Origin of the sequence: Caballeronia sp. ATUFL_F1_KS39 (genome assembly GCF_023630985.1) — a bacterium.
Lineage (GTDB): Bacteria > Pseudomonadota > Gammaproteobacteria > Burkholderiales > Burkholderiaceae > Caballeronia > Caballeronia zhejiangensis.
Genome location: NZ_JALQDZ010000021.1, coordinates 1 through 23,088, shown reverse-complemented (window position 1 = coordinate 23,088; position 23,088 = coordinate 1). Strand labels below are relative to the sequence as shown.

The 23,088-nt window shown below is 63.2% G+C and carries 23 protein-coding genes; 7 read left to right on the top strand and 16 right to left on the bottom strand.

Features of this window, described 5'->3' with window-relative positions:
• Window positions 1-115: 115 nt before the first annotated feature.
• The 3 genes from ettA to ychF all read right to left on the bottom strand — a co-directional run bounded on the left by ettA (window position 116) and on the right by ychF (window position 3,464).
• Window positions 116-1,783, bottom strand: a complete 1,668-nt coding sequence (gene ettA, locus NCR93_RS12080; RefSeq protein WP_008344405.1) for an energy-dependent translational throttle protein EttA — start codon at window positions 1,781-1,783, stop codon at window positions 116-118.
• Window positions 1,784-1,921: 138 nt separating this feature from the next.
• The gene (locus NCR93_RS12075) at window positions 1,922-2,230 is read right to left on the bottom strand and encodes a DUF3761 domain-containing protein (protein ID WP_008344406.1); all 309 of its coding nucleotides are present in this window, start codon (window positions 2,228-2,230) and stop codon (window positions 1,922-1,924) included.
• A gap of 139 nt (window positions 2,231-2,369) precedes the next feature.
• Window positions 2,370-3,464 carry a redox-regulated ATPase YchF gene (ychF, locus tag NCR93_RS12070; RefSeq protein ID WP_008344409.1) on the bottom strand — a complete coding sequence of 365 codons (1,095 nt, stop codon included), beginning with the start codon at window positions 3,462-3,464 and terminating at the stop codon, window positions 2,370-2,372.
• Between the two features lie 199 nt (window positions 3,465-3,663).
• Between ychF and NCR93_RS12065 the strand changes: the two genes are divergently transcribed.
• The 4 genes from NCR93_RS12065 to NCR93_RS12050 all read left to right on the top strand — a co-directional run bounded on the left by NCR93_RS12065 (window position 3,664) and on the right by NCR93_RS12050 (window position 8,328).
• Window positions 3,664-4,836 carry a UbiH/UbiF family hydroxylase gene (locus NCR93_RS12065; protein ID WP_008344411.1) on the top strand — a complete coding sequence of 391 codons (1,173 nt, stop codon included), beginning with the start codon at window positions 3,664-3,666 and terminating at the stop codon, window positions 4,834-4,836.
• 50 nt (window positions 4,837-4,886) lie between these two features.
• The gene (locus NCR93_RS12060; protein WP_008344412.1) at window positions 4,887-5,618 is read left to right on the top strand and encodes a DsbC family protein; all 732 of its coding nucleotides are present in this window, start codon (window positions 4,887-4,889) and stop codon (window positions 5,616-5,618) included.
• 171 nt (window positions 5,619-5,789) lie between these two features.
• Window positions 5,790-7,589, top strand: a complete 1,800-nt coding sequence (locus NCR93_RS12055; protein ID WP_008344414.1) for a M61 family metallopeptidase — start codon at window positions 5,790-5,792, stop codon at window positions 7,587-7,589.
• Between the two features lie 142 nt (window positions 7,590-7,731).
• Window positions 7,732-8,328, top strand: coding sequence for an FMN-dependent NADH-azoreductase (locus NCR93_RS12050; RefSeq protein ID WP_008344416.1), 597 nt, complete (start codon window positions 7,732-7,734; stop codon window positions 8,326-8,328).
• 48 nt (window positions 8,329-8,376) lie between these two features.
• Here the strand turns inward: NCR93_RS12050 and NCR93_RS12045 are convergent, their stop codons facing one another.
• The 8 genes from NCR93_RS12045 to rpe all read right to left on the bottom strand — a co-directional run bounded on the left by NCR93_RS12045 (window position 8,377) and on the right by rpe (window position 15,561).
• Entirely contained in the window at window positions 8,377-9,159 is a 783-nt protein-coding gene (locus NCR93_RS12045; protein ID WP_250478879.1) for a uracil-DNA glycosylase, read from the bottom strand.
• Complete coding sequence (locus tag NCR93_RS12040; protein ID WP_250478878.1) at window positions 9,156-9,803, bottom strand: CYTH domain-containing protein; 648 nt, start codon at window positions 9,801-9,803, stop codon at window positions 9,156-9,158. The genes NCR93_RS12045 and NCR93_RS12040 overlap by 4 nt, the downstream gene beginning before the upstream one ends.
• 20 nt (window positions 9,804-9,823) lie before the next feature.
• Window positions 9,824-10,609, bottom strand: a complete 786-nt coding sequence (gene trpC / locus NCR93_RS12035; RefSeq protein ID WP_008344421.1) for an indole-3-glycerol phosphate synthase TrpC — start codon at window positions 10,607-10,609, stop codon at window positions 9,824-9,826.
• A 22-nt stretch (window positions 10,610-10,631) separates the two neighbouring features.
• Window positions 10,632-11,666: an anthranilate phosphoribosyltransferase gene (trpD, locus tag NCR93_RS12030; protein WP_008344422.1), complete on the bottom strand. Its 1,035-nt coding sequence runs from the start codon at window positions 11,664-11,666 to the stop codon at window positions 10,632-10,634.
• 4 nt (window positions 11,667-11,670) lie between these two features.
• A complete protein-coding gene (locus tag NCR93_RS12025) occupies window positions 11,671-12,255 on the bottom strand; it encodes an aminodeoxychorismate/anthranilate synthase component II (protein WP_008344424.1) in 585 nt (194 codons plus the stop codon).
• Window positions 12,256-12,267: 12 nt separating this feature from the next.
• Window positions 12,268-13,764: an anthranilate synthase component I gene (gene trpE / locus NCR93_RS12020; protein ID WP_008344426.1), complete on the bottom strand. Its 1,497-nt coding sequence runs from the start codon at window positions 13,762-13,764 to the stop codon at window positions 12,268-12,270.
• A gap of 364 nt (window positions 13,765-14,128) precedes the next feature.
• Window positions 14,129-14,869 carry a phosphoglycolate phosphatase gene (locus tag NCR93_RS12015; RefSeq protein ID WP_008344428.1) on the bottom strand — a complete coding sequence of 247 codons (741 nt, stop codon included), beginning with the start codon at window positions 14,867-14,869 and terminating at the stop codon, window positions 14,129-14,131.
• The gene (gene rpe / locus NCR93_RS12010; protein WP_008344430.1) at window positions 14,866-15,561 is read right to left on the bottom strand and encodes a ribulose-phosphate 3-epimerase; all 696 of its coding nucleotides are present in this window, start codon (window positions 15,559-15,561) and stop codon (window positions 14,866-14,868) included. Before rpe ends, NCR93_RS12015 begins: the two co-directional genes overlap by 4 nt.
• A 220-nt stretch (window positions 15,562-15,781) precedes the next feature.
• On the opposite strand from rpe, the gene apaG reads away from it, so the two are divergent.
• Window positions 15,782-16,156, top strand: coding sequence for a Co2+/Mg2+ efflux facilitator ApaG/CorD (gene apaG / locus NCR93_RS12005; RefSeq protein WP_008344432.1), 375 nt, complete (start codon window positions 15,782-15,784; stop codon window positions 16,154-16,156).
• A gap of 25 nt (window positions 16,157-16,181) precedes the next feature.
• On the opposite strand, the gene NCR93_RS32115 is transcribed toward apaG, so the two are convergent.
• Window positions 16,182-16,331 carry a hypothetical protein gene (locus NCR93_RS32115; protein ID WP_033536109.1) on the bottom strand — a complete coding sequence of 50 codons (150 nt, stop codon included), beginning with the start codon at window positions 16,329-16,331 and terminating at the stop codon, window positions 16,182-16,184.
• Between NCR93_RS32115 and mltA the strand changes: the two genes are divergently transcribed.
• Window positions 16,330-17,493 (top strand): murein transglycosylase A, encoded by a 1,164-nt coding sequence (gene mltA, locus NCR93_RS12000; RefSeq protein WP_502799851.1) that lies wholly within the window; start codon window positions 16,330-16,332, stop codon window positions 17,491-17,493. The genes NCR93_RS32115 and mltA overlap by 2 nt on opposite strands.
• Window positions 17,494-17,558: 65 nt before the next feature.
• On the opposite strand, the gene paaK is transcribed toward mltA, so the two are convergent.
• From paaK to paaN, 4 genes are all read right to left on the bottom strand, one after another.
• The gene (gene paaK, locus NCR93_RS11995) at window positions 17,559-18,863 is read right to left on the bottom strand and encodes a phenylacetate--CoA ligase PaaK (RefSeq protein WP_008344438.1); all 1,305 of its coding nucleotides are present in this window, start codon (window positions 18,861-18,863) and stop codon (window positions 17,559-17,561) included.
• Window positions 18,864-18,932: 69 nt separating this feature from the next.
• Window positions 18,933-19,319 carry a hydroxyphenylacetyl-CoA thioesterase PaaI gene (paaI, locus tag NCR93_RS11990; RefSeq protein WP_235366211.1) on the bottom strand — a complete coding sequence of 129 codons (387 nt, stop codon included), beginning with the start codon at window positions 19,317-19,319 and terminating at the stop codon, window positions 18,933-18,935.
• Between the two features lie 64 nt (window positions 19,320-19,383).
• The gene (gene paaG / locus NCR93_RS11985) at window positions 19,384-20,175 is read right to left on the bottom strand and encodes a 2-(1,2-epoxy-1,2-dihydrophenyl)acetyl-CoA isomerase PaaG (RefSeq protein WP_008344440.1); all 792 of its coding nucleotides are present in this window, start codon (window positions 20,173-20,175) and stop codon (window positions 19,384-19,386) included.
• Between the two features lie 158 nt (window positions 20,176-20,333).
• Window positions 20,334-22,043, bottom strand: coding sequence for a phenylacetic acid degradation protein PaaN (paaN, locus tag NCR93_RS11980; protein ID WP_008344442.1), 1,710 nt, complete (start codon window positions 22,041-22,043; stop codon window positions 20,334-20,336).
• Between the two features lie 141 nt (window positions 22,044-22,184).
• Here paaN and NCR93_RS11975 point away from each other — a divergent pair, with 141 nt between their 5' ends.
• Window positions 22,185-22,961 carry an enoyl-CoA hydratase gene (locus NCR93_RS11975; protein WP_008344444.1) on the top strand — a complete coding sequence of 259 codons (777 nt, stop codon included), beginning with the start codon at window positions 22,185-22,187 and terminating at the stop codon, window positions 22,959-22,961.
• Window positions 22,962-23,088 lie beyond the last annotated feature (127 nt).

The window sequence follows — 23,088 nt, the reverse complement described above, 5'->3', positions numbered from 1 at the left end:
GTCGGCTTACTGGAAAGCGTCGCTCGAAAAAGTAAGTGGCGACTGCGCCCTACACAGTCGCCACTTTTACGCCTGATGTCGGTGCGCGCCCCCGCATAGGCTCTTTCGTCAGACGTTAGCGCGTGATCGGCTTGTAACGCAGACGCTTGGGCTTCGCGGCTTCCTCGCCGAGACGCTTGCGCTTGTCGGCCTCGTATTCCTGATAGTTGCCGTCGAAGAATTCGACGTGCGAATCGCCCTCGAACGCGAGGATGTGCGTCGCGATGCGGTCGAGGAACCAGCGGTCGTGCGAAATCACCATCACGGAGCCGGCGAATTCGAGCAGCGCGTCTTCGAGCGCGCGCAGCGTTTCGACGTCGAGGTCGTTCGACGGTTCGTCGAGCAGCAGCACGTTGCCGCCCGCGATGAGCGTCTTCGCCAGATGCAGACGTCCGCGCTCGCCGCCGGACAGATTGCCGACGAGTTTCTGCTGATCGCTGCCCTTGAAGTTGAAACGGCCGATATACGCGCGCGACGGCGTTTCGTATTTGCCGACCGTGAGGACGTCGGCGCCGCCGGAGATTTCCTCGAAGACGGTCTTGTCGGCGGCGAGCGCATCGCGGCTCTGATCGACGTACGCGAGCTTGACCGTCGGTCCCTTGACGATTTCGCCCGAATCCGGCTGCTCCTTGCCGGTCAGCATGCGGAAGAGCGTGGACTTACCCGCGCCGTTCGGCCCGATGATGCCGACGATCGCGCCCGCCGGAATCTTCATGTTCAGGTTGTCGATGAGCAGGCGGTCGCCATACGCCTTGCTGACGTTCTTGAACTCGATGACTTCATTGCCGAGGCGATCGCCGACCGGAATGAAGATTTCCTGCGTTTCGTTGCGCTTCTGGTATTCCTGGCTGTTGAGTTCCTCGAATCGCGCGATACGCGCCTTCGATTTCGCCTGACGTCCCTTCGGATTCTGCCGCACCCATTCGAGTTCTTTCTTGATCGCCTTCTGACGCGCGGATTCGCTCGCCTCTTCCTGCTTCAGGCGGTCTTCCTTCTGATCGAGCCAGCTCGAATAGTTGCCCTTCCACGGAATGCCGTGTCCGCGGTCGAGTTCGAGAATCCATTCGGCGGCGTTATCGAGGAAGTAGCGATCGTGCGTCACCGCGACGACGGTGCCCGGATAGCGCGTCAGAAACTGTTCGAGCCATTCGACGGATTCGGCGTCGAGGTGGTTGGTCGGTTCGTCGAGGAGCAGCATGTCGGGCTTTTGCAGCAGCAGCTTGCACAGCGCGACGCGACGCTTTTCGCCGCCCGACAGATGTTCGATTTTCGCGTCCCACGCGGGCAGGCGCAGCGCGTCGGCGGCGACTTCGAGTTGCTGCTCGGGGCTGCCGCCATCGCTCGTCGAGAGGATGGCTTCGTACTTCGCCTGTTCCGCGGCGAGCGCGTCGAAATCGGCGTCGGGTTCGGCGTAGGCGGCGTAGATTTCGTCGAGCTTCTTTTGCGCCAGGAAGACATCGCCGAGACCTTCTTCGACGGCTTCACGCACGGTCTGCTGCGGATCGAGCTGCGGCTCCTGCGGCAGATAGCCGATGTTCAGATTGGGCATCGGCGTGGCTTCGCCTTCGATGTCCTTGTCGACGCCCGCCATGATGCGGATGAGCGTCGATTTGCCGGAACCGTTCAGGCCGAGCAGACCGATTTTGGCGCCGGGGAAGAACGAAAGGGAGATGTCTTTCAGGATCTGACGCTTCGGCGGGACGATCTTGCCGACGCGGTTCATGGTGAAGACGTATTGGGCCATGTTGTCCTAGCTGGATGGATGAATGCGGGGCGCCCGGTTCGGCGCGCGAGGATGTTCGGTGGCGCGGATTCGCGCGTTCCCGCCGTGGCGTTTCGCGCAGGCGGGATTAGGTGGCATTGTACTTCGCGGTGGAGGCGGTCATTGCCAGGCGGCTACGCCCCCGTGCCGCGAGCATGTGCCGCTGTGATGCTGGCTGAAGCTGTAGGAGCCGTCGCGGCATTGCGCGGTCGCGCCCGCGGGGACGGCGCCGGAGCGCGTGCGCGCGGGCGAGTGGACGACGTTGCCGTCGCGGTTGACGTAATGACCGTGGTTGTCGAGATCGGACTCGTCGGGCTGCGGTTGATACTGGTACGGGTTGCCGCGATAGGCGAAGGCGTCGGACGTTGCGAGCAAGCTCGCCGCGATCAGCGTGAAAGCTGTGAATGCGCGCAGTGCGTGTCTCTGCATCTTGTGGTTGTCTCTCGTTGTTTTTGTCGATCCCAGCGTTGCTGCGCTGTCTGGTCCGCGCAAGAAAAAAGCGGAGTGTCCATGAAAAGACACTCCGCTTCGCGAGGCAAGCAGCTTTGACGTTTCTTTACGTCGCGCGTCAGACGTTAAACAAGAAATTCATGACATCCCCGTCGTGCACGACATACTCCTTCCCTTCGGCGCGCATCTTCCCGGCTTCCTTCGCCCCTTGCTCGCCCTTATAAGCGATGTAGTCATCGAAAGAGATGGTCTGCGCGCGAATGAACCCGCGCTCGAAATCCGTATGAATGGCACCCGCCGCCTGGGGCGCCGTATCGCCGATATGAATCGTCCACGCGCGCACTTCCTTCACGCCCGCCGTGAAGTACGTCTGCAAGCCGAGCAGCTTGAAACCCGCGCGAATCACGCGATTCAAGCCCGGCTCGTCCATGCCCATGTCGGCGAGGAATTCGAGCTTGTCGGCATCGTCGAGATCGGCGATTTCCGCTTCGATCGCCGCGCACACCGCGACCACCGGCGCGTTTTCCGCTTCCGCATGCTTGCGCACCGCGTCGAGATGCGGGTTGTTCTCGAAGCCGTCGTCCTTCACGTTCGCGACGTACATCGTCGGCTTGGACGTGATCAGGCAGAACGGCTTGATGAGCAGCAGTTCTTCTTCCGTCAGCGAAAGGCCGCGCACCGGCTTCGCCTGATCGAGCTGCGCGCGCACTTTTTCCAGCACGGCGACGAGCTTGATCGCTTCCTTGTCGTTGCCCGACTTCGCCGCCTTCGAATAGCGCGCCTGCGCTTTTTCGACCGTCGCCAGATCGGCGAGCGCGAGTTCAGTATTGATGACTTCGATATCCGCGATCGGATCGATCTGGCCCGCGACGTGGATCACGTTCTCGTCCTCGAAGCAGCGCACGACGTGCGTGATCGCGTCGGTTTCGCGGATGTTCGCGAGGAACTGATTGCCGAGGCCTTCGCCTTTCGACGCACCGGCGACGAGCCCCGCGATATCGACGAATTCGACGACCGCCGGCAGGATGCGCTCGGGCTTCACGATTTCGGCGAGCGCGTTGAGGCGCGCGTCCGGCACTTCGACCACGCCGACGTTCGGCTCGATCGTGCAGAACGGATAGTTTTCGGCGGCAATGCCCGCCTTGGTCAACGCATTGAAAAGAGTGGACTTGCCGACATTAGGCAAGCCGACGATGCCGCATTGGAGGCTCATGGAATCCTTCGAACTGGTAAGACGGCGCGGACCGCGCGGGTTTCGTCAAAAAGGTGCGCAATGAGCGGGCGAGAACCGCCCGCCACGCTACGGCCGCGTGCGGCGGCCAGGCAAACCGCTATTGTACCGCCGCACCGTCGCGGGCAAGCGCCGCCGCCGGCTCGCAAACCCGTTCGAACCCCACGGCTATAATGCCCGGATGACTCCGCATCCACTGAAATTTCACGCTATCGTCGTCGGCGGCGGGCTCGTCGGCAAGACGGCGGCGCTCGCGCTCGCGCAATCCGGGCTGCGCACCGCGCTCGTCGCGTCGCGCGCGGCTGGCCTGCCGCCGGGCGCGGCGTTCGATTCGCGCATCTACGCGCTGTCGTCGAGCTCGCAGGCGCTGCTGGAGCGTCTGCGCGTCTGGCAGGCGCTCGATCGTTCGCGGCTCGGTCCCGTCTTCGACATGCGCGTGTTCGGCGATGCCCACGCGGAATTGCACTTCTCGGCGTTTCAGGCGTCGGTGCCGCAGCTCGCGTGGATCGTGGAATCGTCGCTGATCGAGCAATCGCTCGATGCCGCGTTGCGCTTTTCGCCGAGCTTGTCGTGGTTCGAATCGCGCGCGCAGGGCATGACGGTCCAATCCGACGCCGCGCACATTGCACTCGCGAGCGGCGAAATGCTGGAGACGGATCTGATCGTCGGCGCGGACGGCGCGCATTCGTGGGTGCGCGCGCAAATGGGCGCGAAGATGAATCGGCGCGATTATCGGCAGACGGGCGTCGTCGCCAATTTCAAGGCCGAAAAGCCGCACGGCGAAACGGCGTACCAATGGTTCCGCGATACCGAAATCATCGCGCTCTTGCCGCTGCCGGGCGATCACGTTTCGCTCGTGTGGTCCGCGCGCACCGAACACGCCGACGAACTGCTCGCGCTCGATCCGGCGCAACTCGCCGCGCAAGTCGAAACGGCAACGCAAAACCAGCTCGGCACGCTCGATTGCGTGACGCCGGCGCAAGGGTTTCCGCTCGGGCTGCAAACCGTCGACAAACTCGTCGCGCCGCGTGTTGCGCTCGTCGGCGATGCCGCGCATCTGATTCATCCGCTCGCGGGGCAGGGCATGAACCTCGGCCTGCGCGACGTCGCCGCGCTCGCGGACGTCATCGCGAACAAGGAGTCGTTCCGCGATCTCGGCGATCCGATCCTCCTTCGCCGATACGAACGCGCGCGCCGTGAAGACATCCAGAAGCTCATGTTCGCGACCGACGGCCTGCAGCGGCTTTTCGCCGTGCCGGGTACGCTCGCGCGCGCGGTCCGCAACACCGGCATGGCGTTCGTCGGCGCGCAGCCGCTCATCAAGCGCTGGCTCGTCTCGGCGGCGCTCGGCTGAAACAATCTCACTTTCTCGGGCGCGATGCCGCACGACTCACAGGAAACCGCATGAAAACCACCCTCAGACTGGCCCTGGCGACGGCCGCGGCGCTCGCCGTGACGCTCGGCGTCGGCTGTTCGGCGCAGGCCGATCAGACCACCGACAAGCTCAAGTCGGCGCTCGAATCGCGCATGGGCGACGCGACCATCAAGAGCATCGAAAAGACGCCGATTCCCGGTCTCTACGAGGTGAATCTCGGCTCGCAGATCGTGTATAGCGACGCGAGCGGCAATTACGTGCTGATCGGCGATCTCGTCGATACACGGAACAGCAAGAACCTGACCGAGGCGCGGCTTGCCGAAACCAACAAGATCGACTTCGCGAAGCTGCCGTTCGAGAACGCGGTGAAGGTCGTGAAGGGCAACGGCAGCCGCAAGATCGCGGTGTTTTCCGATCCGAACTGCCCGTACTGCAAGCAACTCGAATCGACGCTGAAGTCGATCGACAACGTGACGGTCTACACCTTCCTGTATCCGGTGCTCTCGCCCGATTCGACGGCCAAGTCGAAGTCGATCTGGTGCGCGCAGGATCGCGGTGTGTCGTGGGAAAGCTGGATGCTCGATCACAAGGCGCCGACCGCGTCGGCATCGTGCGATACGACCGCCATCGACAAGAATCTAAAGCTCGGCCGCGCGATGAACGTCACCGGCACGCCGACCGTATTCCTCGTCGATGGCCGGCGTCTGCCAGGCGCCGTGCCCGCCGACCGGCTCGAAAAGGAACTGTCCGCCGTGCGCTGAGCGCGGTCCGAAACGAAGAAGGGAGGCGCGTCATGCGCCTCCTGTGTTTTTACGGCCTTGCTTTTCCGAAAGCGCAGCGTAAACAAGCAAGGCGCCGGGCGCGGTTCGTTCAAGATCGACGCGCCCAGAACAAGAACAAAGGACATCGAGATGACTACGCTTTTGCAAACGGTGCAGCCCGTCCGCTACCGCATCGTTCCGAAAAATCCCGCCGCGCATCTCTTCGAAGTGACGCTGACCGTAGCCGTTCCCGATCCGGCCGGCCAGCGCTTCATGCTGCCGGTCTGGATTCCGGGCAGCTACATGATCCGCGAGTTCGCACGCAACATCGTGACGCTGCAGGCGTTCAACGCGGCGGGCCGCAAGATCGCCATCGAAAAGATCGACAAGCACGCGTGGCAAGCGGCGCCGACCGACGGCCCGATCACCCTGCGCTACGAGGTCTACGCGTGGGACATGTCGGTGCGCGCCGCGCATCTCGACGACACCGTCGGCTTCTTCAACGGCACGAGCACGTTCCTCGCGGTGGAAGGGCAGTCGGGCGCGCCGTGCGTCGTCGATATCGAACCGCCGCAGGGCGGCGCGTATCGCAACTGGCGCGTCGCGACGGCGCTTTCAGAAGCGCGCGGCACGAAGCGCTACGGTTTCGGCGCCTATGAAGCGGCGAATTACGACGAACTCGTCGACCATCCGGTCACGCTCGGCGAATTTGCGCTCGGCAGTTTCAGCGCGCACGGCGTGAAGCACGACATCGTGATTTCGGGGCGCGTCGTCAATCTCGATATGAACCGGCTCGCCGCCGACCTGAAGCGCGTCTGCGAAGCGCAGATCGCGCTCTTCGAGCCGCGCACGAAGAAAGCGCCGATGGATCGCTACGTGTTCATGACCGTCGCCGTCAGCGATGGTTACGGCGGGCTGGAGCATCGCGCATCGACGGCGCTCATCTGCAATCGCACGGATCTGCCGGTGCAGGGCCGCCCGGAAACGACCGAGGGTTATCGCACGTATCTCGGCCTGTGCAGCCACGAGTATTTCCATACGTGGAACGTGAAGCGGATCAAGCCGGCGACGTTCGCGCCGTACGATCTGTCGCAGGAAAATTACACGACGCTCTTGTGGCTCTTCGAAGGCTTCACGTCGTACTACGACGATCTGATGCTCGTGCGCAGCGGCCTGATTTCCGCCGGCGATTATTTCAGTCTGCTCGGCAAGACGATCGGCGCCGTGCTGCGCGGCTCCGGGCGGTTCAAGCAATCGGTCGCGCAAAGCTCGTTCGACGCCTGGGTGAAGTACTACCGCGCCGACGAAAACGCGTCGAACGCGATCGTCAGCTATTACCAGAAAGGCTCGCTCGTCGCGCTGGCGTTCGATCTGTCGATTCGCGCGCAGACCGACAACCGCAAGTCGCTCGACGACGTGATGCGTCTGCTTTGGCAGCGCTACGGCCGCGAGTTTTACAACGGCAAGGGGCGCGGCATTGCGGAGGAAGACGTCGAGGCGCTTTTCGCCGAAGCGACCGGCGCTGACCTGCGCTCGCTGTTCCGCGACGGCGTGCGCGGCACGCGCGATCTGCCGCTCGATGCGCTTTTCGAGCCGTTCGGCATCGCGCTCGCCCCCGATCTGCCGGGCAACGGCGCGGCGGTCAAGCCGTCGCTCGGCGCGCGCGTGCGTGGCGGCGCGGATTGCACGCTGGCCGTCGTCCACGAAGGCAGCGCGGCGCAGAAGGCGGGATTGTCGGCGGGCGATGTGCTCGTCGCGATCGACGGACTGCGCGTCAACGGCTCGAATCTCGATGCGCTGCTGTCGCGTTATCTGCCGGGCGCGAAAGTGGAGGTGCACGCGTTCCGTCGCGACGAGTTGCGCCGCACCGAGGTCAAGCTGGACGGACCGGAAGTCGCGCGTTACGTGCTGACGGCCATCGACGGTCGGGGTCCGTCGAAACAATGGCGCGAGCGCTGGCTGAAAGGCTGATCGCCGGAATATGTGGCGGATTGTTCTATCGGTGCAACGATCCGTCACGATCTGACGGCTTTTTCCCGAAGGTCGAAATGAGAAGAATGCTTCCTAACGGGACGCCGAGTGCGCCCGAACCTCTCAGAGACAGGAAGCCATCATGACGACGATTCTCCAGATCAACTCCGCCGCCCGTTCGCAAGGCGCTCAATCGACGCTGCTCGCCGACGAACTGACCGCGAAACTGCAACAAAGCAATCCGGGCGCGAAGGTGGTCGTGCGCAATCTGCTGGGCGACGCGCTGCCGCATCTCGACGACGCCACGCTCGGCGCGTTCTTCACGCCCGCCGATCAGCGCACCGCGGAGCAAGCCGCGATCAACGCCAAGAGCGAAGCGCTGATCGCCGAGCTGCAAGCCGCGGATATCGTCGTAATCGCAGCGCCGCTGTACAACTTCGGCATCTCGTCGCAACTGAAGACGTATTTCGACTGGATCGCGCGTGCGGGCATCACGTTCAGCTACACCGCGAATGGTCCGGAAGGTCTCGTGAAGGGCAAGAAGGTGTACGTGGTGTCGGCGCGCGGCGGGAAGTACGCAGGCACGCCGAACGATTCGCAGACGCCGTTCCTCAAGACGTTCCTCGGCTTCCTCGGCATGACGGACGTGAACTTCATCTACGCCGAAGGCCTGAACATGGGACCGGAAGCGGCTGGCGCGGCACTCGCGTCGGCGCGTGAGGCGATCGCAGCGGTTTAAGCGCTTTCGTATCGAAGAAAAACCCCGCGTGGCGGGGTTTTTTGCGTTTCAGGCGAGCAATTCAGGCTCGGCGGGCAGACGCCAGTCGATCGGCGCGCGTCCGTGCTTCGTCAGATATTCGTTCGCGAGCGCGAAGTGCCCGCAGCCGAAGAATCCGCGATACGCCGACAACGGCGACGGATGCGCCGCCTCCAGCACGCAATGCGCCTTCTGCGTGTCGTCGATCAGCTTGCGCTTCGCCTGCGCGTGTGCGCCCCACAGCATGAACACGAGGCCATCGTGACGCTGCGCCATTTCGTGGATCAGCGTGTCGGTGCATTGTTCCCAGCCGCGTTTCGCGTGGCTTCCGGCTTTATCGCGCTCGACCGTCAGCGACGTGTTCAGCAGCAGCACGCCTTGTTTGGCCCACGAATCGAGGCAACCGTGCGCGGGCGCGGGAAATCCGAGACTCGCGTGAATCTCCTTGAAGATGTTGCGCAAGGACGGCGGCGGGCGCACGGGTGCGGGCACCGAAAACGCGAGGCCGTGCGCTTGCGGCGCGCCTTTGTCCTCGCCGTGATACGGGTCTTGTCCGAGGATGACGACCTTCACGTCGGCAGGACTCGTGAGGCGCAGCGCGCGAAAGACATCGGCGGGATAGACGGTCTTGCCGGCGGCGCGCTCGGCATCGACGAACGCGCACAACGCCGCGTAATGCTTGCTGTCGATGAACGGCTTCAGATGGCGGCGCCAGTCGGCGGGCAGCGCGTCGAACTGACTTTCGAGCGTCGTGGAATTCGACGACGCGTTCGCGGCTTCGTTATGCGCGAAAAGGGAAGGCTGCTGATTCATGCGTTGCGGTTCTTGCCTTCGGGCGGCTCGCGTAGCAGATAGCCGCGCTGCGCCTTGCTGAGGTCTTCGGGAACGATCTCGGGAAACGCGCCGCGCAATTCCGCCGCGAGCATCGAAAGCGCGCTTTCCTCGCCGGATTTCAGTTCCAGCTCCAGCTCGCTGATATCCGCGCGACGCGTCGTGCCGTCGACGTCCGCCGTGATTTCGCCGCGATCCAGCGCGACTTCGACATGCGAACCCTCGCGCTCGATGTCCCAGACGATGCGCCTGAAATTGGTCTTGAACAGCGCGATCAGGTCCGGCGCGGCGCGTTCCAGCGCTTCGCGCGCGGCGTCGTTGTCGCAGGCGGCGATGAGCGCATCGATTTCGAGCGCTTCGCCTTGCACCGGCAACTCCCACTCGTGCCGGTTGCTCAGGCCAGCCACCGATTTGCCGAGCGTCTTGAACGTCTGCAGCCATTGCTCCGGCGTGCGGCGCAGGCGCAGCGCGGATTTCGCCTTCGCGAGCGCGCAGTCCGGCGTGTCGAAGTAGACGTTGGCAAGCTCGATCGGCTTGCCCGCGCCGGTGCGTTCGTCGAAGAAGCGCGCCACGTCGTCGTGTTGCGACGGCGCGAGCGCGAGTTTCAATTCCCGTTCGATGCCCATGCGGTTCCCGTCGATGAGATTTAGAAGAACATGCGCGCGAGTTCGGCGCCCGGATCGTCGGCGCGCATGAACGCTTCGCCGACGAGGAACGTATGCACGCGCATCGCGCGCAGCCGGTCGACATCGACGCGCGACAGAACGCCGGATTCCGTTACCACGATGCGGTCATCGGGAATCTGCTCCAGCAAGCCGATGGTCGTTTCGATCGTCGTTTCGAACGTGCGCAGATTGCGATTGTTGATGCCGATGAGCGGCGTCTTCAGCGTGAGCGCGTCGCGCAGTTCGTCGGCGTCGTGGACTTCGACCAGCACCGCGAGCCCGAGCGAGTGCGCGTAGGCTTCGAGATCCTGCATCTGCGAGAGTTCGAGCGCGGCGGCGATCAGCAGAATGCAGTCCGCGCCCATTGCGCGGGCTTCGATGATCTGATACGGATCGATGATGAAGTCCTTGCGCAGCACCGGCAGACTGCACGCCGCGCGCGCTTCCTCCAGATACGCGACGCTACCCTTGAAGAACTGCACGTCGGTGAGCACGGAAAGGCATGCGGCGCCGCCTTTTTCGTACGAACGCGCGATGTCGGCGGGTACGAAATCCTCTCGCAGCACGCCTTTCGACGGGCTCGCCTTCTTCACTTCCGCGATCACCGCCGCCTGATTCGCCGCATGCTTCGCGCGCAATGCGCCGACGAAATCGCGCAGGTCGCGCGAACTGGCTTCGAGCTTCAGCTCTTCGAGCGGCGCGCTTTGTTCGGCAGCGCGGACTTCCTCGCGCTTGACCGCGATGATGCGATCCAGAATGTCACTCATGTCGGCTTCCGTTCGGGTTCCGTTATTTCTTTGCGAATTGCTGCGTGAACTTCACGAGCGTCTCGACCTTCTCGCGCGCCGCGCCGCTCTCGATCGCTTCGCGCGCGGCGGCCATGCCGGCTTCGATCGAATCGACGACGTCCGCGGCATAAAGCGCGGTTCCCGCATTCAATGTGACGATCTCGCGCGCGACGCCCGCCTTGTTGTTCAGCGCGCCGAGCAGCATTGCCTTCGATTCCTGCGCGTCCTGCACCTTCAGCGAACGATTCGACACCATCTGCAGGCCGAAATCCTCCGGATGAATCTCGTACTCGGTGACTTCGCCGTTTTTCAGCTCGCCGACTTTCGTCGCGGCGCCGAGCGACACCTCGTCCATGCCGTCTTTGCCGTACACGACAAGAACGTGTTTCGCGCCGAGACGCTGCATCACGCGCACCTGAATGCCGACGAGGTCTTCGTGAAACACGCCCTGAAGCTGATTCGGCGCGCCGGCCGGATTCGTCAGCGGCCCAAGAATATTGAAGATGGTCCGCACGCCGAGTTCGCGGCGCACGGGCGCGATGTTCTTCATCGCCGGATGATGATTCGGCGCGAACATGAAGCCCATGCCGGTTTCGGCAATGGAAGCGGCCACTTGTTCCGGTGTCAGATCGATGTTCACGCCGAGGGCTTCGAGCACGTCCGCGCTGCCGGATTTGCTCGACACGCCGCGGTTGCCGTGCTTCGCGACCTTCGCGCCCGACGCGGCCGCGACGAACATCGATGCCGTGGAGATATTGAACGTGTGCGAGCCGTCGCCGCCCGTGCCGACGATATCGACGAAATTCGAGTTGTCCGCCACCTCGACGTGATTCGCAAATTCGCGCATGACGGTCGCGGCAGCGGCGATTTCGCCGATGGTTTCCTTCTTCACGCGCAAGCCGGTGATGATCGCGGCGGCCATGACGGGCGACATCTCGCCGCGCATGATCTGGCGCATCAGATGCAGCATTTCGTCGTGAAAGATTTCCCGATGTTCGATCGTGCGCTGCAGCGCTTCCTGTGCGGTGATGGTCATGTCGTCAGGCTCGCTTTCCGGTCGAAGAGTTTTTCACGAAGTTTTCGAGCAGCGCGTGGCCGTGCTCGGAAAGAATCGATTCCGGATGGAACTGCACGCCTTCCACTTCCAGTTCACGGTGACGAACACCCATGATTTCACCGTCGGGCGTCCACGCGGACACTTCCAGACAGTCGGGCAAAGACTCGCGCTCAATAGCGAGCGAGTGATAGCGCGTCACGTTGAAGTGTTTGGGAAGATCGGCGAACACGCCTTTACAGTCGGTTTCGATCTGGCTCACCTTGCCGTGCATGATCGTCTGTGCGCGCACGACGCGTCCGCCGAACGCCTCGCCGATTGCCTGATGGCCGAGGCACACGCCGAGAATCGGCAGCTTGCCGGAAAACTCACGCAACACGTCGAGCGTGATGCCCGCGTGTTGCGGATTGCTCGGTCCCGGCGAAAGACAGATGCGCTCGGGGTTGAGCTTCGCGATATCGTCGAGCGTGATTTCGTCGTTGCGATACGTGAGCACGTCCTCGCCGAGTTCGCCGAAGTACTGGACCAGGTTGTAGGTGAAGGAATCGTAGTTGTCGATCATCAGCAGCATGGTCTTGTCTCCTCAGAAGTCGCTGTCGAGGCCGTCTTGCACTTGCTCGGCGGCGCGCAGCACGGCGCGCGCCTTGTTCTCCGTTTCCTGCCATTCGGATTCGGGCACCGAATCGGCGACGACGCCCGCTGCCGCCTGAACATAGAGATTGCCCTTGTGGATGAGGCCGGTGCGGATCGCGATGGCCAGATCCATTTCGCCGCTGAAGGACAGATACCCGACAGCGCCGCCGTACAAGCCGCGCTTGATCGGCTCGAGTTCGTCGATAAGTTCCATCGCGCGAACCTTCGGCGCGCCGGACAGCGTGCCGGCAGGGAAGGTGGCGCGCAGCACGTCGAAATTGCTCATGCCTTCCTTGAGCTTGCCTTCGACCGAGCTCACGATGTGCTGGACGTGCGAGTATTTTTCGATGACCAGTTTGTCCGTCACGGTGACCGACCCGGTCTGCGCGATGCGGCCGACGTCGTTGCGCGCGAGGTCGATCAGCATGACGTGCTCGGCGACTTCCTTCGGATCGTTAAGCAGTTCGGTGGCGAGTTCGGCGTCGCGTTCGGGCGTGTTGCCGCGCGGGCGCGTGCCTGCGAGCGGACGAATCGTCACAATGCGATCGTCGGCGCGCTTTTCCTGACGCACGAGAATTTCCGGCGATGCACCGACCACGTGCACTTCGCCGCCGAAGTTGTAGTAGTACATATACGGCGACGGATTCAGCGAACGCAGCGCGCGATACAGCGAAAGCGGATTGTCGCGGAACGGCTTGATGAGCCGCTGGCCGACTTGCACTTGCATCAGTTCGCCGGCCGCGATGTATTCCTTCGCGCGGCGCACGGCGTTCAGATAATCGTCCTTCTTGAATTCGCGGAACGTTTCCGTACGCACGCTCGCGGATGTCACCGGCGGTTGAACCGTCACGCGCAAACGCGCCTTCAGTTCGCGCAGCCGATGCTTCGCCTTGGCATACGCTTCCGGCTTGGTCGGATCGGCGTAGACGATGAGATAAAGCTTGCCCGCGAGGTTGTCGATGACCGCGACTTCTTCGGTCAGCAGCAACTGGATGTCGGGAAGATCGAGATCGTCGGGCGGCGCACTGTGCGCGAGCTTCTTCTCGATGTAGCGCACCGCGTCGTAACCGAAGTAGCCCGCGAGACCGCCGCAAAAGCGCGGCAAGCCGGGCCGCGTCGCGACCTTGAAGCGCTTTTGATATTGCTCGATGAACGTGAGCGGATCGCCTTCATCCGTTTCGACGACGTTGCCATCGGTCACGACTTGCGTCTTGCCGTTTCGCACGCTCACGGTCGTGCGGGCCGGCAGACCGATGAACGAGTAGCGCCCGAAACGCTCGCCGCCCACGACGGACTCCAGCAGGAACGAGTTCGCGCCGTTGCGCTCGGTCTGCGCGAGCTTGAGATAGAGCGAGAGCGGCGTTTCGAGGTCGGCGAGGGCTTCGGCGATGAGCGGAATGCGATTGAAGCCTTCGTTCGCCAGCGATTGGAATTCGAGTTCGGTCATGTTGCGATCCTTGAGCGATGCGCGCTTTCTGGGTGGCGCGGTATCGGGGAGTGCAGGGCGCTGCGGTCGGTCGAATCTCGTGATGATCGCATACGACGGCCCCGCCGCTTCGATTTGCGGAAGCGGACAGGACGACTCGCGGCACTACACGACGCGTGGGTGAGCGAGGTTCGATATACGACGATTCAACGGGAACGGCGCGGGTATGCGCAGCGAAACAAAAAACGGATGCTGAAGCGCAATCACGCATGACGGCTTCAGCGCACCTCGGGCGAGGTTAGCGCGACCAGCGACGCCAGGGCCAGGCTCCCCGGTCGATGCTGCTCAGACTCCGTTTTCTGTTGAGAAACATGAATGGATGGACTTATTCAGTCAGTGTGGTGTCCGGCGGCGCCAAGGTGGCCGCAATCGCCGATGCTGCGGTGCGCAGCGAGGAAACTATACCATCGGATTTCACTGACTGTACAGGCTTCCCATGGTTGTAACCGTACGGAACGGTCAAGGTCGCGAGGCCAGCCGCGCGGCCCGCAAGCGCGTCGTTTTCCGAATCGCCGACCGCCACGGTCTCGCGCGGCAGGACGTCCAGTCGTTCGCATGCGGTGAGCATCGGGAGCGGATCGGGTTTCTTCGCGGGCAGCGAGTCGCCGCCGAGAATCACCTTGAAGAAATCCGCAATGCCGAAGTGCGCAAGCAACTCCACGGCGAAGCGATGCGGCTTGTTGGTCACGCATGCCAGCGCGACGCCGCTTTCACGCATCGCTTCGAGGCCTTCCCTCACTTCGGGGAATAGCGTCGAGTGCTTGCCGTTGACCTTCGCGTATTCGCTTTGATAGATCGCGAGCGCGTCGTCGAACTGCGCGACCGCCTGCGACGGCGACAGCCGCACGGCGAGCACGCTGCGGATCAGATTCTCCGAACCCTTGCCGACATAGCCCGTGACTTCATCGCGCGTGACCGGCTGTTCGATGGCGATGCGCGCAAGCATTGCATTCAGTGCCGCGACGAAGTCGTCGGCGGTGTCGACCATGGTGCCGTCGAGGTCGATGATCGCCGCGCGGATCGGACGATTCACGAAGGGCGATTGCGCCGCTGCGATCTCACTCATGCTTTCGCTCCAGATTCCACCTTCGCCAGTTCGGCGCGCATTGCGTCGATGACCGCCTTGTAGTCGGGCTTGCCGAAAATGGCCGATCCCGCGACGAACGAATCCGCGCCTGCCGCCGCGATTTCCGCGATGTTGTCGACCTTCACGCCGCCATCGACTTCCAGATGGATTTCGCGCCCCGTGCGATCCCGATACGCATCGATGCGCGCGCGTGCCTCGCGCACCTTGTTGAGCGCCTCGGGAATGAACGACTGCCCGCCGAAACCCGGATTCACCGACATGATGAGCACGAGATCGACCTTGTCCATTACGTGATCGAGGTAGATCAGCGGCGTGGCGGGATTGAAAACGAGGCCCGCCTTGCAGCCGTGATCGCGGATCAGCGACAGCGTGCGGTCGATGTGATCCGAACCTTCCGGATGAAAACTGATCACATTGGCGCCGGCCTTCGCGAAATCGGGCACGATGCGGTCGACCGGGCGCACCATCAGATGCACGTCGATGGGCACGTCCACGTGCGGGCGGATAGCCTCGCACACCATCGGACCGATCGTCAGGTTCGGCACGTAGTGGTTGTCCATGACGTCGAAGTGGATCCAGTCGGCGCCGGCGGCGACGACGTTGCGGACTTCCTCGCCGAGGCGGGAAAAGTCGGCGGACAGGATGCTGGGAGCGATGTGGAATTGCGCCATGGACGTATGCGGGTAGCGACCTAAAGCCGTGATTTTAACCCGCGTTTTCCGCGGAGTCCCTCGTCCGAATGGCCAACGGATGGCGCGCGGATGTGGCGGCGGGACGCCAATCGTGTTGCGGGCGCCGCGCGCATCAAGCAGAATGCCAGACCAATGGCCGCGCGCCGGCGCGCCCGTGTCTGGCGGCCAAGCGGCCGATCGAATTGGAATTGGAACAACGATGAGCCAGTACGAATTCAGCGTTTCCGTGGAGACGCGGTATTTGCCGGACCAATCAGACCCGGATAGCAGGCAGTACGCATTTGCCTACACGCTGACGATCCGCAATACCGGCCAGGTGGCGGCGCAGTTGATCTCGCGGCACTGGATCATCACCGACAGCAACGATCACGTTCAGGAAGTGAAGGGGCTGGGCGTCGTCGGGCATCAGCCGCTGTTGCCGCCGGGCGAGCAGTTCGAATACACGAGCTGGGCGGTGATCGCGACGCCGGTCGGCACGATGCGCGGCGAGTATTTCTGCGTGGCGGAAGACGGCGAGCGCTTCGAAGCGCCCGTAGCGGAATTTGCGTTGCATATGCCGCGCACGCTCCACTGAGCGAAACAGCGGCAGGCGGCGCGAATCAGCGCCGTTTCGCGGGATCGTTCGAGCGGTTCTGGTTCTTCTTCTTGCCCGATGCCGTCCATACGACGATGAAGATCAGCAAGGCGAGCGCCACGAGCGACTCGAGCGCAAAAATAAGCATTGGATATTCGTCGAATAGATCAGACATGGCGGTTCCCATCAAGAACGAGCATTGTATGCGCTTCGTGCGGCCGGCCGCACGAGCAGCGGCCTGGGCCGCATCGATTGCAACCGCTGTCCTGCTCGCCTCGTGCGGCGGCGGCAATTACGTGAAGCCGGGGCCTGCGACGGCGACCGGCACGCCGATCATCACCGGACAGCGCGCCGCTTCGCGCCTGACTGCGGTGAGCTGGCAGCAGGTGCCGGGCTGGCAGGACGATTCGCTGATCGGCGCGACCGCCGCGCTGCGCCAGAACTGCAACCGGCTCTCGCGACAGGCCAACTGGCAGAAGGCGTGCGCGGCGGCCGAGCGGCTCGACGACCTCGACATGTCGGCGGCGCGCAGCTTCTTCGAAGCCTATTTCACGCCATTTCAGCTCGCCAACACCGACGGCACGCTCGACGGTCTCGTGACCGGCTACTACGAGCCGCTTCTGCGCGGGTCGCGCACGCGTCACGGGATTTATCAGTATGCGTTGTACCGGTGGCCGTATCGATACAAGCCCGGTTCGGCGCTTCCCGCGCGCGCGCAGCTCGAACGTTCGGGCGCGTTGAACGGCAACGAACTCGTGTGGGTCGACGATCCGATCGAAGCGTTCTTTCTGCAGGTGCAGGGTTCGGGGCGCGTCGTCATGGAAGACGGCAGCGTGATGCGCGTCGGCTTCGGCGGCACCAACAACCAGCCGTATCGCTCGATCGGCAAGGAATTGCTCGATCGCGGAGAACTCACGCCCGCACAGGCGACGATGCAAGGCATCAAAGCATGGGCGAAGGCGAATCCGGCGCGCGTCGACGCACTGCTCGACGTGAACCCGCGCTTCGTCTTTTTCCGCGAGATGCCCGCTAACGAAACGATGTCCGCAAGTCTCGGCGACGGTCCCGTCGGCGCGCTCGGCGTGCCGTTGACGCCGGAGCGTTCGATTGCCGTCGATCCGTCGGCGATTCCGCTCGGCACGCCCGTTTTCCTGCAGACCACGCGTCCGCTCAGCAATCAGCCGATGAATCGCCTCGTTTTCGCGCAGGACACCGGTTCGGCGATCAAAGGCGGTGTGCGCGCGGACTATTTCTGGGGACTGGGGGACGATGCCGGCGATCTCGCCGGGCGCATGAAGCAGGGCGGCAGGATGTGGCTGTTGCTGCCCAAATCCTGATATCGCCGGTTTCCCGGCAGCTTCACAAAAAGCTCGCGGCCATCATGGCTCGCGAGCTTTTTGCTTCACGACGCGACGTTGCGCCGGTCGATCACGCGCCGCGCCTTGCCGACGGATCGTTCGATGCCGTTCACCGCGAGCACGTTCACCACGGCGCTCACACCGATCAGCGCCTTGATGTCATAGGCGAGCGCGGACTTCGCGTTTTCGAGCGCGGTCACATCCGGCGCGGATTCGGGGCAAGGCTCGACATTCAGCGTGAGTACGTCGAGCGGGCCTTCCTTGGTGAGCACGATCTGATAGTGCGGCGCGAGTACCGGGCGCTTGAGCAGCAACTCCTCGATCTGCGTCGGGAAAACATTGACGCCGCGCACGATCATCATGTCGTCGGAGCGGCCGGTGATCTTCTCCATGCGTCGCATCGTGCGAGCGGTGCCGGGCAGAAGGCGCGTCAGATCGCGCGTGCGATAGCGGATGATCGGCAGCGCTTCCTTCGTGAGCGACGTGAACACGAGTTCCCCGAATTCGCCGTCCGGCAGCACCTCGCCGGTTTCCGGATCGATGATCTCGGGATAGAAGTGATCTTCCCAGATCGTCGGGCCGTCCTTGGTCTCCGCGCATTCCGATGCCACGCCCGGCCCCATTACTTCCGAGAGTCCGTAGATGTCGACGGCGTCGATGCCCATGCGCGTTTCGATCGCGCGGCGCATGTCGTTCGTCCACGGCTCCGCGCCGAAAATGCCGATGCGCAGCGAGCAACTTGCCGGATCGATGCCCTGGCGCTCCAGTTCATCGGCGATCGACAGCATGTAGCTCGGCGTGACCATGATGATGTCCGGCCGAAAGTCCTGGATCAGCTGCACCTGCTTCTCCGTCTGGCCGCCGCCGAACGGAATGACGGTGAGTCCCGCGCGCTCGGCGCCGTAGTGCGCGCCGAGTCCGCCGGTGAAGAGGCCGTAGCCGTAACTCACGTGCACCTTGTCGCCACGACGTGCGCCGGCCGCCCGAATGGAGCGTGCGACGAGGTTCGCCCAGTTGTCCAGATCCTGCGCCGTGTAGCCGACGACAGTCGGCTTGCCCGTCGTCCCCGATGACGCGTGGATGCGTGAGACCCGCTCCTGCGGAACCGCGAACATGCCAAACGGATAGTTGTCGCGCAGATCCTTCTTGGTCGTAAACGGAAAACGGCCAAGATCCGAGAGCGACGTGACGTCATCCGGATGAACGCCTGCTTCGTCAAACTTGCGCCGATAAACCGGCGAGTTCTCGTAAGCATGCTTGAGCGTCCATTTGAGACGCTCGAGCTGCAGCGCCGCGAGTTCGTCGCGGCTCGCCTTCTCGATCGGGTCGAGCGGCAGCGATGTGGTCATTGCTGTCTCCTTGATGCTGACTACGCGGCGCGGCTTTTAGATGCCGCGTCCGTTATATGAACGAGTCCGTCACACGGGAATTACGTTGCCTCTTATCTGAGCCGACTTGCCGCGGAACATCGCGACCGGCTCGCCTTCGCGATTCGTCACGCGGATATCGTAGATACCCGTGCGCCCGCTCAGCGTTTGCTCGATCGCTTCGGCAGTCAGGCGATCGCCGCCCTGCACGGGCCGCAAAAACTCGATCGAGCAGCCCGCCGCGACCGTGCTGATGTTGTACGAGTTGCAGGCGAACGCGAACGCGGAGTCCGCCAGCGTGAACATCAGGCCGCCGTGGCAAATCGCATGGCCGTTCAGAAAGTCGGGGCGCACGTCCATTTGCAGACGCGCATAGCCGGGCCGGACTTCGATCAGCTCGATGCCGAGCGCGCGCGAGCATGCGTCCGCTTCGTACATGGCTTTCGCCGTGGCTTCCGCGAGTTGTTGTGGCGTCACAGATATCTCCAGTTCGATTCGGTTCTCACAGACCTTCGAAGCGCGGTGCGCGCTTCTCCTTGAACGCGGCGACGCCTTCGATGTAATCCGGCGACGCACCGAGCTCGCGCTGAAGATCGCGTTCGAGATCGAGCTGCTGGTCGAAAGTCCTGTTCGCGCTCGCGCGGATCGCTTTCTTGATCGCGACGACCGCGCGCGCCGGCTGCTGCGCGAGTTGGGCGGCCAGTTGCGCGGCCGCTTGCTGCAGCTCGGCATCGTCGACGACGCGCCACACGATGCCCCACGCCTCCGCCTTCTCGGCGCTGAGTTTTTCGCCCGTCAGCGCGAGCCCGAGCGCACGCGCCTCACCGACGCGGCGCGACAGCAGCCATGTGCCGCCCGAATCGGGCACGAGGCCGATCTTCACGAATGCCTGAATGAAGCTGGCCGAGCGCGCCGCGACGACGAAGTCGCACGCCATCGCGAGATTCGCGCCGGCTCCAGCGGCCGTGCCGTTCACTGCCGCGATGACCGGCATCGGCAAAGCCTGAAGCCTGCGCACGAGCGGATTGAAGTGCTCGTCGATGAGATCGCCCAGATCCGACATCGAGCCAGGCGTGAAATCCAGATCCGCGAGATCCTGTCCCGCGCAGAAGCCGCGACCCGCGCCGGTGATGACGAGCGCGCGCGCATTGCCCGCTTCTATTTCAGTGAGCGCCTGATTCAACTCGCGATGCATCTCGCGCGTGAAGCTGTTCAGTTTGTCGGGGCGATTGAGCGTCAACGTCGCGACGCGCGTCTCGACATCGACGTGAAAGAACACGGACTTCTCTGTCATTACATTTCCTCTCTCGACGAATCCGGCTGCGGCGGCGCATGCTCGCCGCCATTCCTTGCATCCGATACTAGCCGCGCGACCGCGAGCTTTCCATTAGGCCGAATCGCGTAAGCCGTTTGCACGGCGATCCGGCCTTTGGATCGTTTGTGTCGATTGGCTTATGCCGTCTGGCCAGCTTCCGCCGACGCGGCCTTCGGTGCAACATGGACGCGGCTTTGCACTACTCGGAAGCGATTCGCGACGAAAGCTGCATCCGAAAGCGCTGCGTTGGCCGCGGGGTTCGCGCCCGTGCCGTGGAAGTCGGAGAACGCCGCGGTCTGATTGACGAAGACGCCGCCGGTGAGGTTGATCGAGAGCGCGACACCGCCTTCAATGGCTGCTTCGTGCGCGGCTTCGATCACCTTGTCGTCGGTGCTGTAGACCGAGAACGTCAAGGCGCCGTGCGTGCGCGCGATCGACCCGGCGAGTTCGAGCGATTGCGCGGTCGAGTCGGTCGCGATGACGAACGAAATCGGGCCGAACCATTCCTTGGTGAATTTCGCTTCGTCGGTGCGCGCGTCGAGCTTGAGCATGAGGGGTGTGTGAACGCGGGCTTCGGGAAACGCAGGGTGCGTGAGAGATTGGCTGTCGAGCAGCATGTCGCCGAGCTTGCGCGCTTCGGTGACGCGTTCCACGACGCCATCGTTCTGAATCGCTCCCGTGAGCTCGACGGCGCGGGCCGGATCGGATGCGAGTTTTTCGACGGCGCCCGCGAGCGCTTTCGCGACGTCATCGAAGCTCAGTTGGCCTTCGGCGGTGCGGATGCCATTGCGCGGCACGTAGATGTTCTGCGGCGCGGTGCACATCTGACCGGAGTAGAGGGCGAGTGAGAAGGCGATGTTGCGCGCGGCGGACTTCATGTCGTCCACGGAATCGATGACGATCTGATTCACGCCCGCCTTCTCGGTGTAGACCTGCGCCTGATGCGCGTTGCGCTCGAGCCAGGTGCCGTTTTGCGTGCTTCCCGTGAAATCGATGAGCTTGATTTCGGGACGCAAGGCGAGTTCCTGGACCAACGCGCCGTCGTTGGGTTCGGTGGCCAAGAGCGTGACGACGTTCGGATCGAAGCCGGCCTCACGAAGCACTTCACGCGCGATTCGCACGGTGATCGCGAGCGGCAGGATCGCGCCGGGGTGCGGCTTGACGATGACGGCGTTGCCGGTTGCGAGATCGGCGAACATGCCGGGATAGCCGTTCCAGGTCGGAAACGTGCAGCAGCCGAGCACAAGCCCCGTGCCGCGCGGGACGATGGAGAAGCGCTTTTGCATCGCGAGCGGCGGATTTTTGCCTTGCGGCTTTTCCCAGTGCGCTTCGGCGGGGATGCGACGTAGCTGGTCCCACGCATAGACGACGGCTTCCAGCGCCCGGTCTTGCGCGTGCGGGCCACCGGCCTGGAATGCCATCATGAATGCCTGGCCGGTCGTGTGCATCACGCCGTACGCGATCTCGAAGCTGGCGCGGTTCAGGCGCGACAGGATTTCGAGGCTCACGCCCACCCAAGCCTGCGGGCCGGCGGCGCGCCAGGCGGACTGCGCCTTGGCCGCAGCTTGAGTCAGCGCGTCGGGATCGGCCTTCGGATAGCGGACGTCCAGCGCGATGCCGAACGGCGAACGCTCCTTCCCGACCGTTTCGCCCGTCGAAGGCTGATCGAGTTCGAAAGTCTTGCCGAGATGAGCTTTGAATGCTGCCTCTCCATCGGCGCTGGCCGTTTCCCCGTACACTTTGGGGCTCGGCATTTCGGCGAACGGGCTCCAGTAGCCGCGCGTTTCGATGGCTGCGAGCGCTTTGTCGAGCGTCGCTTCGTGCTTCGTGAATAGCGGATGTGTCATGGTCGCGAGAAGAGAAGAACGAGGGAAAGGTGCCAGGCCGAATAATTAACCGACCGGTTGGTTGGTGATGGTAGCATTATCAAGATGCAGTGACGAATGACTTTTCATTAGGGCTTACCTGAGGATCGCAAGGAGGAGCGAATGGCTTACGAGAATCTGCTGGTCGAGACGCGTGGTCGGGTCGGACTGATTACGCTGAATCGTCCGAAAGCGCTGAACGCGCTGAACGACGCGCTGATGGACGAACTTGGCGTCGCGCTCAAGGCATTCGACGCCGATGGAGACATCGGCGCAATCGTGCTGACCGGCAGCGAAAAGGCGTTCGCGGCGGGTGCGGACATCGGCATGATGGCCGGCTACTCCTATATGGATGTCTACAAGGGCGACTACATCACGCGTAACTGGGAAACGATCCGCACGATTCGCAAGCCGATCATCGCCGCGGTCGCGGGTTTTGCGCTCGGCGGAGGTTGCGAACTCGCGATGATGTGCGACATCGTCATCGCCGCCGACACGGCCAAGTTCGGTCAGCCCGAGATCAAGCTCGGCGTGATTCCGGGAGCGGGCGGCACGCAGCGCTTGCCGCGCGCTGTATCGAAAGCCAAGGCGATGGATATGTGCCTGACTGCGCGCATGATGGACGCGAGCGAGGCCGAACGGGCGGGGCTGGTGTCGCGCATCGTCGGGGCGGATCGCCTTCTGGACGAGGCCGTCGAAGCGGCGACGATCATCGCCGGCTTCTCGCTGCCCGCCGTGATGATGGCCAAGGAGGCTGTTAATCGCGCTTACGAGACAACGCTCGCAGAAGGTGTTCATTTCGAGAGGCGTCTGTTCCATTCTCTGTTCGCGACGGAGGATCAGAAGGAAGGCATGGCGGCGTTTGTTGAAAAGCGTAAGCCGGTTTTCAAGCATCGGTGACGTTCATGTGAGAAAGCGCTTGCGCTCCTCGATTCCGCTCACTAGAATTTCGTTCCTTCGCGATTCGATGAACGCGAAGGAAGCGGGAGAGGGCGGTATCGGCGGTGTGCTCGGGGGTAGGTTGTAG

Coding starts and splice junctions, on each gene's coding strand:
- ettA (WP_008344405.1), bottom strand. CDS start 1,783: ATGGCCCAATACGTCTTCACCATGAACCGCGTCGGCAAGATCGTCCCG.
- NCR93_RS12075 (WP_008344406.1), bottom strand. CDS start 2,230: ATGCAGAGACACGCACTGCGCGCATTCACAGCTTTCACGCTGATCGCG.
- ychF (WP_008344409.1), bottom strand. CDS start 3,464: ATGAGCCTCCAATGCGGCATCGTCGGCTTGCCTAATGTCGGCAAGTCC.
- NCR93_RS12065 (WP_008344411.1), top strand. CDS start 3,664: ATGACTCCGCATCCACTGAAATTTCACGCTATCGTCGTCGGCGGCGGG.
- NCR93_RS12060 (WP_008344412.1), top strand. CDS start 4,887: ATGAAAACCACCCTCAGACTGGCCCTGGCGACGGCCGCGGCGCTCGCC.
- NCR93_RS12050 (WP_008344416.1), top strand. CDS start 7,732: ATGACGACGATTCTCCAGATCAACTCCGCCGCCCGTTCGCAAGGCGCT.
- NCR93_RS12045 (WP_250478879.1), bottom strand. CDS start 9,159: ATGAATCAGCAGCCTTCCCTTTTCGCGCATAACGAAGCCGCGAACGCG.
- NCR93_RS12040 (WP_250478878.1), bottom strand. CDS start 9,803: ATGGGCATCGAACGGGAATTGAAACTCGCGCTCGCGCCGTCGCAACAC.
- trpC (WP_008344421.1), bottom strand. CDS start 10,609: ATGAGTGACATTCTGGATCGCATCATCGCGGTCAAGCGCGAGGAAGTC.
- trpD (WP_008344422.1), bottom strand. CDS start 11,666: ATGACCATCACCGCACAGGAAGCGCTGCAGCGCACGATCGAACATCGG.
- NCR93_RS12025 (WP_008344424.1), bottom strand. CDS start 12,255: ATGCTGCTGATGATCGACAACTACGATTCCTTCACCTACAACCTGGTC.
- trpE (WP_008344426.1), bottom strand. CDS start 13,764: ATGACCGAACTCGAATTCCAATCGCTGGCGAACGAAGGCTTCAATCGC.
- NCR93_RS12015 (WP_008344428.1), bottom strand. CDS start 14,869: ATGAGTGAGATCGCAGCGGCGCAATCGCCCTTCGTGAATCGTCCGATC.
- rpe (WP_008344430.1), bottom strand. CDS start 15,561: ATGGCGCAATTCCACATCGCTCCCAGCATCCTGTCCGCCGACTTTTCC.
- apaG (WP_008344432.1), top strand. CDS start 15,782: ATGAGCCAGTACGAATTCAGCGTTTCCGTGGAGACGCGGTATTTGCCG.
- mltA (WP_502799851.1), top strand. CDS start 16,330: ATGGCGGTTCCCATCAAGAACGAGCATTGTATGCGCTTCGTGCGGCCG.
- NCR93_RS32115 (WP_033536109.1), bottom strand. CDS start 16,331: ATGTCTGATCTATTCGACGAATATCCAATGCTTATTTTTGCGCTCGAG.
- paaK (WP_008344438.1), bottom strand. CDS start 18,863: ATGACCACATCGCTGCCGCTCGACCCGATCGAGAAGGCGAGCCGCGAC.
- paaI (WP_235366211.1), bottom strand. CDS start 19,319: ATGTACGAAGCGGACGCATGCTCGCGCGCGCTCGGCATCGAGCTGATC.
- paaG (WP_008344440.1), bottom strand. CDS start 20,175: ATGACAGAGAAGTCCGTGTTCTTTCACGTCGATGTCGAGACGCGCGTC.
- paaN (WP_008344442.1), bottom strand. CDS start 22,043: ATGACACATCCGCTATTCACGAAGCACGAAGCGACGCTCGACAAAGCG.
- NCR93_RS11975 (WP_008344444.1), top strand. CDS start 22,185: ATGGCTTACGAGAATCTGCTGGTCGAGACGCGTGGTCGGGTCGGACTG.